Source organism: Roseateles sp. P5_E11 (genome assembly GCF_054049355.1).
Map to the genome: position 1 here is coordinate 1 of NZ_JBFUMO010000148.1, position 11,579 is coordinate 11,579.

Below are 11,579 nucleotides of genomic sequence, written 5' to 3' on the forward strand. Positions count from 1 at the left end.
ACATCATCGTCGGCAAGTTCGTCATGCCCAGCCGCRCCTACCTCGGCCGCTTCAATTTCAAGGGCAACGACCAGCAGAAGCTCGTCGGCGCGCTGTCCGGCGGTGAGCGCGGCCGCCTGCACCTGGCCAAGACCCTGGCCCAGGGCGGCAACGTGCTGATGCTGGACGAACCGTCCAACGACCTGGACGTCGAAACGCTGCGCGCGCTGGAAGAAGCGCTGCTGGAGTTCGCCGGCTCGGCCATGGTCATCAGCCATGATCGCTGGTTCCTGGACCGCATCTGCACCCACATCCTGGCCTGCGAAGGCAATTCGCAGTGGTTCTTCTACGACGGCAACTTCCACGAGTACGAGGCCGACAAGAAGAAGCGCCTGGGCGAGGAAGGCGCGCGCCCGAAGCGCATGCGCTTCAAGCCCATCAAGTAAGCCTTGATCGAAGGGGAGGCCGGTTCACCGCAAGTAAAACTGGCCCTGTTTGTCGACACAGTTCTTTACCCCACCCCCAAAGATCCCACACAGGCCGCCTGGAAGATGACCTCACTCACTCTTCTTCCAGGAGACCTTTGATGAAGTCCTTCCAGATTCAGAACCTGTGGCGCGTCGGTACGGTGGCAGCGGCCTTGGCCTTCGGCGGTGTTGCTGCCCAAGCCCAGCCTGCCCACGGGGGTCACCACGGCGGCCCGGCCATGATGGCGCCCGGCGGTCTGTTCGGCGGTCACATCGAGCACATGCTCGACGTGGTCAGCGCGACCGAATCCCAGCGCAGCCAGATCGAAGCCATCTTCAAGGCGGCCCGACAGGACCTGTCGGGCCAGCGCGAAGCCGGCATGAAGCTGCACCAGCAGATGGCCACGCTCTACACGGCCACCAACATCGACGCCGCCGCAATCGAGGCCGTGCGCGTGCAGATGAGCGCCCAGCACGAGGCCGCCTCCAAGCGCCTGAGCCAGGCCAGCATCGACGCCGCCCGCGTGCTGACGCCCGAACAGCGCGCCAAGATTGCCGAGGTGATGAAGAAGCGCCAGGCCCGCATGGCTTCCCGTCACGCCGGCTGATTGGCCCTTGACCAGGAGTTCTGCGATGCTTGAGCCCCGTTCCACCGGCGCCGAAGTGCGCCGGATTCCTTTTTCTTCCCTGGCCCCGGTGATGAGTAGCGCCCGACTGCTGTTGATCGATGACGATGCCCGCCTGACCGGCATGGTGGGCGACTATCTCCGCTCCGCCGGCTTCGAGGTCAACACGGCCGGCAGCCTGGCCCAGGCCCGTGAGGCCTTGGCCCACAGCCGCTTCGAGCTGCTGGTGCTGGACCTGATGCTGCCCGATGGCGACGGACTGGACTTCTGCCGCTGGCTGCGCGGCGACCCGCGTTGGCGTCACCAGCCAGTGCTGATGCTGTCGGCCCGCGGCGAGCCCATGGACCGCATCCTGGGCCTCGAACTGGGCGCCGACGACTACCTCGCCAAGCCCTTCGAGCCGCGCGAACTGCAAGCCCGTATCAAGGCCCTGCTGCGCCGATTGGAGCCCAAGCTGGATGGCGACGAGGTGCTGCGCTTCGGCCGCCTGGATATCGACCTGGCCGCTCGCGTGGCGCGCCTGGACGGCAAGATCTGCGACCTGACCAGCCACCAGTTCGACCTGCTCGTCGTGCTGGCGCAAAGCCCCGGCCGGGTGCTGAGCCGCGACCAGATCATGGATGCGCTGAAGGGCCACCCGCTGGAAGCCTTCGACCGCTCCATCGACGTGCACATCTCGCGCATCCGGGCCGTCATCGAAGACGATCCCAAGAACCCGCGCCGTGTACTGACGGTTCGCGGAGCCGGCTATGTCTTTGCCCGCAAGCAGGACGCCGACGCGGACGCTGCTTGAGTGTGAGCCCCTCGTCCAGTCTCGCCACGCTGAACGCGGGCGCGCCCAGCCGGTCCCCCGAGGGGACGGCGATGCTTGCGGCATTGAGCCACAAGCACATCGCCCTACGCGGGCCGGCTAGGGGCGGCCCGGCGCTCGGCCCGCAAAACTCCACGCGCCCCTGATTTGAAAAGCCTCTACGTCCGCATCTACCTGACGCTGGTGGCGCTTCTGCTGGCGTTTGCCTTCGGCTCGGCATGGCTGTTCCAGCGCCACATCGAGCAGGAGCGCGGCAACGTCGAACTGGCGGCTGGAGAGCGGCTGAACGCGATGGCCGGGCTGCTCAAGCTCGCGCTGCCGCCGGCCGACGCGCCGCGTGCCGAGCAGGCTGCCGTCTTTGCCGACTGGGGTTTGCGCCTGCGCATGCCGATCGCGTTGGAGGATGCCGACGGCAAGCGCATCGCCACGACGCAGATGTTCCAGCGCCGTGCCGACGACCCCGGCGCCATCATCGTCAGCGCCAACCTGGGCGATGGCCGCAGTCTGGAGATGGTGCGTACCGTGCGTCCGCCAGGCCCTCAGGGCGCCGCTTCAGGCGCCTCGGGTCCTGGAGGCCCCGGCGCGCGGCCGCCCCGGCTGGATGAAGGCCCCTGGACCGGCCCCTGGCTGCATCGCCCCGTGTCGCCAGGCGCGCCGGCGGTGTCGACCTTGGCCGTCGTGCTGGTGCTGCTCTTCATCGGTGTGGCGGTCGGCGCCTATCCCGTCGTGCGCCGGCTGACGCGGCGGCTCGAAGCGCTCAAGCGTGGCGTCGAGAAGTTCGGCTCCGGCCAACTGGGCCATCGCGTCGACGACAGTGGTYGCGATGAGGTGGCCGCCCTGGCCACCAGCTTCAATCAGGCGGCCGACCGCATCGAGACACTGTTGCGTTCTCACCAGACCCTGCTGGCCAATGCCAGCCACGAGCTGCGTTCGCCCCTGGCACGGCTGAAGATGGCTTTCGCGATGCTGGACGACGCTGCGCCCGCACAGCGCCAGCGCCTGGCGAAGGAGATCGACGTCAACATCGCCGAGTTGGATGCGCTCGTCGAGGAAGTGCTGCTGGCCAGCCGGCTGGAGGCCGGCAGCGCGGTTGGCGAAACCCATGCCGTCGAATTGCTCGCGCTGGGCGCCGAGGAGGCGGCTCACGCGGAAGCCGCCTTTGAGCCCGAGACCGATTCCGCTCGCATCGACGGTCAGGAGCGCCTCCTGCGCCGCGCGCTGCGCAATCTGCTCGACAACGCGCGCCGCTACGGCGGCCCCGACGTGGAGCTGGCGCTGCGGCCGGTCGCCGGAGGCTATGAATTCATCGTTGCCGACCGAGGCCCGGGCGTGCCCGCCGATCTGCGCGAGCGCATCTTCGAACCCTTCTACCGGCTGCCCGGCCATGCCGAGATGGCGGGCGGCGTCGGGCTGGGCCTGAGCCTCGTCAAGCAGATCGCCGAGCGCCACGGCGGCAGCGTGCGCTGCCTGGCACGCGACGGTGGCGGCAGCCGCTTCGTGATCTTCCTGCCCACGGCGGGACGCTGATCAGCGGTTCTCGTTGAAGACTCGCCTGAGCAGCAGGCTGAGAAGCAAGGCGGCGGTGATCAGGCCGGCGGTGGCCGCTTGCCAGAAGCCGACCGCGCCGACGCCGTTCTGGCCAAAGGCGAGGAAATAGCCGCCACCGATGCCCAGGCCCCAGAGCGCCAGGACGTAGATGATCATCGGCAGCGTGGCGACCTGGTAGGCGCGCAGCACATAGGCCGCCACCGTCTGCAGGGCGTCGCCGAGGTGGAAGAACCAGACCCAGACCAGCAGCGGCAGTGCGGCGGCGGCTGTCGCCGCATCCGAGGTGTAGAGGGCGACGATGGGCTCGCGCGCGAGGGCGACAACGGCGCCGACGCCCGCTGCCGTCAGCGTGGCCAGCGTCATCGCATGCCTGCCGACGGTGCGCGCTTCGTGCTTTTCGTCGGCCCCCAGATGCTGTGCGACCAGCGTGCCGGCGGCGGTGGCCATTGCGAGCGCGATCATGAACATCATCGCGACGAGGTTGACGGCGATCTGGTGGCCGGCGACCGGTGTTGCGCCAAGACGGGCGATGAAAAAGGCCATGAAGGTGAAGCCCGTCACCTCGACGAGGATGGAGCCGCCCATCGGCAGGCCCAGCTTCACCAGAGCTGCGAGTTCGCCCCAATGCGGTCGGGTCTGCCACAGGTGCGGGATCCTGAACGGCCGGTAGAAGGCGTCGCGCCTGAGCAGTAGCATGGCAACGGCGGCTTGGCCGATCAGCGCGATGGCCGTCGCGACGCCGCATCCAGCGACGCCCATCGCAGGAATCGGACCCCAGCCGAAGACGAGCACGGCGTTCAAAGGCACCTTGGCCGCCAGGCCGGTGAGCTGCATCGCCATGACGGCCTTGGGGCGGCTGACGGCGGTCGAGAAACCACGGAAGGCAGTGAAGAGCAGGGCGGCGGGCAGTGCAAAAGCCTCGGGCCGCGTGTAGGCGCGCACCTTGTCAGCCTGGGCTGCGTCGAGGTGGGCCAGTGCCGTGAAAGGATCCGGAAACCACAGCGCCAGGCAGCCCGGAATGCAGAGCAGCACCGACAGCCACTGCGCCTGCACGAAGCTGCTGCCGGCACCGGGTAGATCCTGGGCACCGAACTGCCGGCCAGCGATGGGCCCGACCGCGAGGATGACGCCCATCAGGCCGACAAAGATGGTCACGTAGGCGGCCGAACCGACAGCGAATGCAGCCAGGTCCTCGGGGCTGACGCGGCCCATCATCAGCGTGTCGATGGTGCTGAACATCATCACGGCGATCTGGCCGACAAGGACGGGCCAGGCCAGCGGCACGAGGCGGCGAACGCTGTCGATGAAGCGGATGCGGGTCATCGGGTCACGCGCTCCGCGTAGCGGTTGAAACGCCAGGCCGTGCCTTCGTGGGTGATGCGGTGCCAGACGACACGCTTCTCGAAGGGGTCGAGCGCCGGCCAATGCTGCACTTCGTCGAAGGTGCGGCCGCAGCCTTTGCAGATGGCGTCGCCCTGGGCCGTGGAGCAGATCGCAATGCAGGGTGAGTCAGGCGTCGTCGCGTACCAGGCCAGCCAGGCATCCAGGGCCATGGGCTTCAGCGTGGCAGGGTCAAGCTCGGTCGCGCGGCTCAGCGCGAGCAGCGCATAGGCCTCGGCCAGCGCACGCACCTCGGGTGCGGCGCTGATGCCGTCAGGCGAGGGTGAACGTTCGCGCCACCAGTTGATGGCGGCCTCGAGGTCAGTCACGTGGATCAGAGAATGAGGCCCCTCGACAGGCGGGTACGCCGGTCGATCCCCCGAGGGAATGTCGGGCCGGCTTGGGGCGGCCCTACGCTCGTCCCCGCTCAAGCCACCAACCCCATGGCGCCGCGCACCTCGCGCAGCGTCTTGCGCGCGACGGCGCGGGCGCGCTCGGTGCCAACCTCCAGCGTCCACTGCACCTGCTGCGGGTCCAGGGCCGCAGCGCGTTCGCGCCAGGGCGCCTGCTCGCGCTGGATGGACTCGATCAACGGCTGCTTGCAGTCCAGGCAGCCGATGCTGGCCGTGCGGCAGCCGCTGTCGCAGGCGGCGCGGGTCGCGTCGTCGCTGTAGATCTGGTGCAGCGGCCAGACCGGGCAGCGCGCCGGGTCGCCGGCGTCGGTGCGGCGCACGCGCTGCGGGTCGGTCGGCATGGTGCGGATCTTGGCGGCGACAGCCTCGGGCTCGTCGCGCATCGCGATCGCGTTGTCCAGGCTCTTGCTCATCTTCTGGCCGTCCAGCCCGGGCACGCGGGCGGTCTCGGTCAGCAGGGCCTGGGGCTCGACAAAGATGGGCGCGGCCTCGGCATAGAGCCGGTTGAAGCGTCGTGCCACTTCGCGGGTCACTTCGACGTGGGCGGTCTGGTCTTCGCCCACCGGCACACCGGCAGGCTTGTAGAGCAGGATGTCGGCCGCCTGCAGCAGCGGGTAGCCCAGAAAGCCGTACGTCGCCAGTTCGGGGTCGGCGGCGACCTGATCCTTGTAGCTGGGCATGCGCGCCAGCCACGAGGACGGCGTACACATGGCCAGCAGCGTGAATAGCTCGGCGTGCTCGGGCATGCGGCTTTGCAGGAACAAGGTACAGCGCTCGGGGTCCAGTCCGGCGGCCAGCCAGTCGGTGACCATCTCGTAGACGTGGYGGGTCAGCGTCTCGCCACTCGGGCGCTGGGTGGTGAGCGCATGCCAGTCGGCGACGAAGAAGAAGCAGTCATGCGTGTCCTGCAGCCGCACCCAGTTCTTGATAGCGCCGTGGTAGTGGCCGAGGTGCAGGGCGCCGGTCGGACGCATGCCGGAAAGCACGCGAGGGCGGCTTGGCTTGAGGTTCAGGGTGGGGTTCGACATGGGGCGCGGATTGTCGTTCAAGGGGCGATCGGTCAGCCGCCCCCTAAACTGCCGCCCCATGAAGAGGTTGGTGATTCTGATTTCGGGGCGGGGCTCCAACATGGAGGCCATCGTGAAGGCCTGCCAAGCCGAGGGCTGGCCCGCCGAGGTGGCCGCCGTCATCAGCAACCGGCCCGATGCGGGCGGCCTGCAGTTCGCGRTTGAGCATGGCGTTGCTACCGCCGTCGTCGATCACAAGACCTATGCCAGCCGTGAGGACTTCGATGCCGAGCTGGCCCGCGTCATCGACAGCTTCGCACCTGACCTCGTCGTCCTCGCCGGCTTCATGCGTATCCTGACGCCCGGCTTCACGGCGCGCTACGCCCGCCGCATGCTCAACATCCACCCGTCGCTGCTGCCGGCCTTCACCGGGCTGCACACGCATGAGCGGGCGCTGGAGATGGGCTGCAAGGTCGCCGGCGTGACGGTGCATTTCGTTACCGCCGAGCTGGACCATGGCGCCATCGTCATGCAGGCCGTCGTGCCGGTGCTGCCTGGCGACGACGCGAAGACGCTGTCGGCCMGCGTGCTGACGGCCGAGCACCGCATCTATCCGCAGTCGGTGCGCTGGTTTGTCGAAGGTGCGTTGGTGTGGGACGGCGAGCGCGTCACTCACCGCGACGGTGCGGCTCAGCAGTTGCTGCTCAGCTGATCAGCCCGGCGAGGATATTGACGGTCAACGCCAGCACGCCGGTGTTGAAGACGAAGGCCAGCAGGCCTTGAACCAGCACGAGGCGGCGCATGGCGCGCGAGCTGACGCTGACGTCCGAGGTCTGCGACGTGGCCGCCACGGTGATCGAGAAGTACAGGAAGTCGCCGTAGTCGGGCGGTCCTTCGTCGTCGCCCGGGAACTCCAACCCGTGCGCGGCCTTGCCCCCGCCGTGGTACAGGCTCGCGTAGGCGATGCCGAATTCCACCGGCAGCAGCAGCCAGGAGCTGCAGACCGTGGCAATGGCGAAGGCGAGCGTCAAACCGTTGGCGGTATGGGCTTGCTTGGCCGAACCCAGTTCCAGCGCAATGGCGCCAAAGCTGGCCAGCGCCCCGCCAACGGCCAGCAGCAGCATGACGGGCAGGCCTTCGGTCAGCTGGCTGGCGCGCTGCTGCACATTCACCGAGCCCGCGCGGCCCAGCATCATCCAAAGCGCCAGCGGCAGATAGATCCACAGCGTGAAGTCCCACCCCAGCAGCAGGCGCGTGGTCAGCGGCACAGCGCCTGGCCACAACGCAGCCAGCGTGCTGCCGATCAGGATGGACAACAGCAGCCGGGGGCGCAGGCGCAGCTGGGTCCAGAGATTCATGCGGCAAGGAGCAGGGCGCTTGGGATAATGGGGCGATGCATCCTAATGCCCTCCTGGAGCTGAGCGCCGAGCTGATTGCCGTCGTGAACCAGCTCGAAGCCCCGGCCGACTCCACCGTCTCCGCCTTCTTCCGACAACACAAGAATCTCGGCCAGCGCGAGCGCGCCTGCCTCGCCGAGACGGTCTACGCGCTGTTGCGCGAGCGAATCAAGTTCCAGAACCTGGCCCAGAGCGGCAGCGGCTCCATGCACCGCCGCCTGGCCATGTTGGCCTGGCGCGGCAATGCCGCTTTCCTGCGTGGGGCCCTCAGCCCGCAGGAGCAGCATTGGCTGGAGCAGGTCCAGGCCATCGACCCGATGAGCCTGGCGTCCAAGATGCGCCACAACATGCCCGAATGGCTGGCCGAGCCGCTGCTGGCCCGGCTGGGCGAGGAAGAGTTCTGGAAGCTCGCCACCTCACTGAACGAGGCTGCGCCGCTGGACCTGCGGGTCAACGCTCTCAAGTTCAAGCGCGAGGAGGCCCAGGAGCAACTCAAGGCCGCCGGCATTGACGCCGTGCCCACGCCGTATTCACCGCTGGGCCTGCGCATCGATGGCAAGCCGGCGCTGCAAAAGCTGGAGCTGTTCACCAGCGGTGGCATCGAGGTACAGGACGAAGGCAGCCAGTTGCTGGCCCTGCTGCTGGCGCCCAAGCGTGGCGAGATGGTGGTGGACTTCTGCGCCGGCGCCGGCGGCAAGACCCTGGCCCTGGGCGCAGCCATGCGCAACACAGGTCGGCTCTATGCCTTCGACACCTCCGGCCACCGGTTGACGGCGATGAAGCCGCGCCTGGCGCGCAGCGGCCTGTCCAACGTCTATCCGGCCCAGATTGCCCATGAGCGCGACGACCGCATCAAGCGCCTGGCCGGCAAGATCGACCGCGTGCTGGTCGACGCGCCCTGTTCCGGCCTGGGCACGCTGCGCCGCAACCCCGACCTGAAATGGCGCCAGTCGCCCCAGGGGGTGGCTGAACTGCAGGCCAAGCAGCGCGCCATCCTGGCCAGCGCCGCCCGCCTGGTGAAGCCGGGAGGCCGGCTGGTTTATGCGACCTGCAGCCTGCTGGATGCCGAGAACGAGGTCATCGCGGCCGAGTTTGCCGCCGCCCATCCCGACTTCAAGCCGCTCGCCGCGGGAGAGGCGCTTGCCAAGGCCCAGGTTGAACGCTCCGATGAAGTCGTGGAAAACGGCGCACTCCGGTTGTGGCCTCACCGACACGCCACAGACGGGTTTTTTGCTGTCGCATGGGAAAGGTCGGCCTGACGCAGGTCAAAGAACGCGTCGATTCGCACGTCACCGCCTGAATACGGTGCAGCAAACCCCTTGAATTTGGGGGCTCTCCTCTACAATTGACATTCCTTTGCATGGCCGCTGTGGCCGAGGTCTTGGACGCATGAACGACATCCTGAACGCGCTGATGAACTGGCTGGCCGATGGCCTGTTGGGTTTCAGCGCTTGGCAATTAGTGATCTTTACGCTGGTTGTGACCCACATCACGATCGCTTCGGTCACGATCTTCCTGCATCGTGCCCAGGCTCACCGCTCGCTGGATCTCGGTCCCATCCCCTCGCATTTCTTCCGCTTCTGGCTCTGGCTGACGACGGGCATGGTCACCCGCGAATGGGTTGCCATCCACCGCAAGCACCACGCCAAGTGCGAAACCGAGGAAGACCCCCACAGCCCGCAGACCCGCGGCCTGAAGAAGGTGCTGGCCGAAGGCGCTGAGCTGTACCGCACCGAGGCCAAGAATGCCGAGACGATTGCCAAGTACAGCCGCGGCACGCCCGAGGACTGGATCGAGCGCAACCTGTACACCAAGTACAGCTGGCAGGGCGTCGCGCTGCTGCTGATCGTCAACATGGCGCTGTTCGGTGCCATTGGCGCCACCATTTGGGCCATCCAGATGATCTGGATTCCAATATGGGCTGCCGGCGTCATCAATGGCATCGGCCACTACTGGGGTTATCGCAATTTCGAAGCACCCGACGCGTCGACCAATCTGACGCCTTGGACGCTGATCGTTGGCGGCGAAGAACTGCACAACAATCACCACACCTACCCGACGTCCGCCAAGTTCTCGGTCAAGCCCTACGAGTTCGACATTGGCTGGATGTATATCCGTGGCCTGGAAATGCTGGGCATGGCCAAGGTCCGCAAGACGGCACCCAAGTTGAGCCTGGGTGAAATCAAGCCGGCCGACGCGCGCACGCTCGAGGCACTGATCGCCAATCGCTACGAAGTCATGGCCAGCTATGCCCGTGACATGAAAGCGGCCTGCGCCGCCGAATTGGCCAAGATCAAGGCCGAGGGCGGCAAGCACAGCGCGCGGTTTGAGGAGTTCAAGCAGGCCCAACGCTGGCTGCACCGCGACCAGGAGCGCATCCCGGTCGCCGTGCACGGCGACCTCGCGAATGCCCGCGCTGCCAGCCCGGTCATCGACAAGCTGGTGACCATGCGCGAGGAACTGCGCCAGATGTGGACGCGCACGAATGTGTCGGCCGAGCAACTGGTCGCCGACTTGCAGGCCTGGTGCCGCCGCGCCGAGGAGAGTGGTATTGCGGAACTGCAGGCTTTCTCGATGCGCCTGCGCGCTGCTCACGCCTGAGCTTTGGTTTCCTGAAGTAAAGGGCGCCCCGTCGGGCGCCCTTTTTCTTGGGCTGGCCTAGACTTGCCGTATGCAGTCACTGATTTGCTTAGGAGGCTTGCCATGAAATACCGCTGGATTGCCGTTGCCCTGTTCGCCCTGTCCGCCACCGCGCGCGCCGATGTGCAGGTGAATTTCATCGGCTCCGAGAAGTTCTCGGACATCAAGGACAACAACGGCTTCCGCCAGCCCGAGGTGCTGAAGGACATCGAAGCCTATCTTGTCGAGCAGGTCGGCAAGCGCCTTCCGGGCCGGGATGTGCGGATCAACGTGACCGACGTGGATCTGGCCGGCGAGGTCGAGCCGTTCGGCCGCCGCATGCAATGGCTGCGCGTCATGCGCACCGTCACACTGCCATCCATCGCCTTCAACTACGAAGTACGAGAGGGCGAAAAGGTCGTCCGGCAGGGCGAGGTCAAGCTGCGTGACATGAACTACCAGGACGGCTTCAATGGCTATTCAAGTGGGGACACGCTGCGCTATGAGAAGCGCATGCTTGATCGCTGGTTCAAGCAGGAGTTTGGCGCCACAGTGACCGCGGCGCGCTGAAGCTGCCCGGTCAGAGGACGCAAAAAACCCGCCAGCGTTGCCGCTTGGCGGGTTTTGTTTTGCTTGCTTGCGTGCGTTGGCGGCTCGCGCCGCCATTCATCACTTCAGCTTGATTTCCTTGTACAGGACGTGCTTGCGCGCCTTGGGGTCGAATTTCATGAATTCGAGCTTTTCGGGCGTGGTCTTCTTGTTCTTGTTCGTCGTGTAAAAGTGGCCGGTGCCCGCAGTGGACTCCAGCTTGATCTTTTCGCGGCCGCCTTTGGATGCCATGGTCGTATTCCTTCAGTAGGTCAGTGAGCGACGATCAGAGCGCGCCCTTGGCGCGCAGATCGGCGACGACTTGGTCAATGCCGACCTTGTCGATCAAACGCAGAGCGGCATTCGTGATGCGCAGGCGAATCCAGCGATTTTCCGATTCCACCCAGAAACGGCGGTATTGCAGGTTCGGCAGGAACCGACGCTTGGTTTTGTTGTTGGCGTGGGAAACGTTGTTCCCGACCATGGGCTTCTTGCCCGTGACTTGACAGACGCGTGCCATGACGCTTCTCCGGTTTGACTTCTTTGACCAGCCGCCCGAACTTTTCGAGCGGCCCTTTGACCGCATATGCCTGCTAATCCTCAGGCGAAATTCTTTCGAATCAACGCTTTGGATGCGGTCCATCCAGCAGGCAAGCCCGCGAGTGTAGCGGAAAACCCGCGGGCCAGGAAGGCCGTGCTACGCCTTCCGGGCCGAGCGCTGGGCCGCTCCCGAGCCGGCCCGTC

At 66.4% G+C, this 11,579-nt stretch carries 14 protein-coding genes; 8 read left to right on the forward strand and 6 right to left on the reverse strand.

Features of this window, described 5'->3' with window-relative positions; genetic code table 11:
* From ACXJKR_RS13210 to ACXJKR_RS13225, 4 genes are all read left to right on the forward strand, one after another.
* Positions 1-425 (forward strand): ATP-binding cassette domain-containing protein (locus ACXJKR_RS13210; RefSeq protein WP_457323224.1); only part of this gene is annotated, 425 nt, incomplete at its 5' end.
* 140 nt (positions 426-565) lie between these two features.
* The gene (locus ACXJKR_RS13215) at positions 566-1,054 is read left to right on the forward strand and encodes a Spy/CpxP family protein refolding chaperone (RefSeq protein ID WP_457323225.1); all 489 of its coding nucleotides are present in this window, start codon (positions 566-568) and stop codon (positions 1,052-1,054) included.
* Positions 1,055-1,145: 91 nt separating this feature from the next.
* Positions 1,146-1,865 (forward strand): response regulator, encoded by a 720-nt coding sequence (locus ACXJKR_RS13220; RefSeq protein WP_457323232.1) that lies wholly within the window; start codon positions 1,146-1,148, stop codon positions 1,863-1,865.
* Positions 1,866-2,030: 165 nt separating this feature from the next.
* Positions 2,031-3,410 carry an ATP-binding protein gene (locus ACXJKR_RS13225; RefSeq protein ID WP_457323226.1) on the forward strand — a complete coding sequence of 460 codons (1,380 nt, stop codon included), beginning with the start codon at positions 2,031-2,033 and terminating at the stop codon, positions 3,408-3,410.
* Here the strand turns inward: ACXJKR_RS13225 and ACXJKR_RS13230 are convergent, their stop codons facing one another.
* The 3 genes from ACXJKR_RS13230 to trpS all read right to left on the reverse strand — a co-directional run bounded on the left by ACXJKR_RS13230 (position 3,411) and on the right by trpS (position 6,252).
* Entirely contained in the window at positions 3,411-4,754 is a 1,344-nt protein-coding gene (locus ACXJKR_RS13230; protein WP_457323227.1) for an MATE family efflux transporter, read from the reverse strand. It abuts the gene before it with no gap.
* The gene (locus ACXJKR_RS13235) at positions 4,751-5,146 is read right to left on the reverse strand and encodes a DUF3717 domain-containing protein (RefSeq protein WP_394326319.1); all 396 of its coding nucleotides are present in this window, start codon (positions 5,144-5,146) and stop codon (positions 4,751-4,753) included. Before ACXJKR_RS13235 ends, ACXJKR_RS13230 begins: the two co-directional genes overlap by 4 nt.
* A 92-nt stretch (positions 5,147-5,238) precedes the next feature.
* On the reverse strand, positions 5,239-6,252 hold the full coding sequence (trpS, locus tag ACXJKR_RS13240; RefSeq protein WP_457323228.1) for a tryptophan--tRNA ligase: 1,014 nt from the start codon (positions 6,250-6,252) through the stop codon (positions 5,239-5,241).
* A gap of 58 nt (positions 6,253-6,310) precedes the next feature.
* Here trpS and purN point away from each other — a divergent pair, with 58 nt between their 5' ends.
* Positions 6,311-6,943 (forward strand): phosphoribosylglycinamide formyltransferase, encoded by a 633-nt coding sequence (gene purN / locus ACXJKR_RS13245; protein ID WP_457323229.1) that lies wholly within the window; start codon positions 6,311-6,313, stop codon positions 6,941-6,943.
* On the opposite strand, the gene ACXJKR_RS13250 is transcribed toward purN, so the two are convergent.
* Positions 6,936-7,589 carry a DUF1345 domain-containing protein gene (locus ACXJKR_RS13250; protein ID WP_056196224.1) on the reverse strand — a complete coding sequence of 218 codons (654 nt, stop codon included), beginning with the start codon at positions 7,587-7,589 and terminating at the stop codon, positions 6,936-6,938. The two genes, purN and ACXJKR_RS13250, sit on opposite strands and share 8 nt — an antisense overlap.
* A gap of 35 nt (positions 7,590-7,624) precedes the next feature.
* Here ACXJKR_RS13250 and ACXJKR_RS13255 point away from each other — a divergent pair, with 35 nt between their 5' ends.
* The 3 genes from ACXJKR_RS13255 (at position 7,625) to ACXJKR_RS13265 (ending at position 10,817) form a co-directional block, all read left to right on the forward strand.
* Positions 7,625-8,887, forward strand: a complete 1,263-nt coding sequence (locus ACXJKR_RS13255; RefSeq protein WP_056196227.1) for an RsmB/NOP family class I SAM-dependent RNA methyltransferase — start codon at positions 7,625-7,627, stop codon at positions 8,885-8,887.
* Between the two features lie 130 nt (positions 8,888-9,017).
* Positions 9,018-10,229, forward strand: coding sequence for a DesA family fatty acid desaturase (locus ACXJKR_RS13260; RefSeq protein WP_457323230.1), 1,212 nt, complete (start codon positions 9,018-9,020; stop codon positions 10,227-10,229).
* A gap of 102 nt (positions 10,230-10,331) precedes the next feature.
* Positions 10,332-10,817 carry a DUF3016 domain-containing protein gene (locus ACXJKR_RS13265; RefSeq protein ID WP_457323231.1) on the forward strand — a complete coding sequence of 162 codons (486 nt, stop codon included), beginning with the start codon at positions 10,332-10,334 and terminating at the stop codon, positions 10,815-10,817.
* 99 nt (positions 10,818-10,916) lie between these two features.
* Here the strand turns inward: ACXJKR_RS13265 and rpmG are convergent, their stop codons facing one another.
* Together rpmG and rpmB are read right to left on the reverse strand one after the other, a co-directional pair.
* Positions 10,917-11,087, reverse strand: coding sequence for a 50S ribosomal protein L33 (gene rpmG, locus ACXJKR_RS13270; protein WP_025564431.1), 171 nt, complete (start codon positions 11,085-11,087; stop codon positions 10,917-10,919).
* 34 nt (positions 11,088-11,121) lie between these two features.
* Positions 11,122-11,355, reverse strand: a complete 234-nt coding sequence (rpmB, locus tag ACXJKR_RS13275; RefSeq protein ID WP_056196235.1) for a 50S ribosomal protein L28 — start codon at positions 11,353-11,355, stop codon at positions 11,122-11,124.
* Positions 11,356-11,579 lie beyond the last annotated feature (224 nt).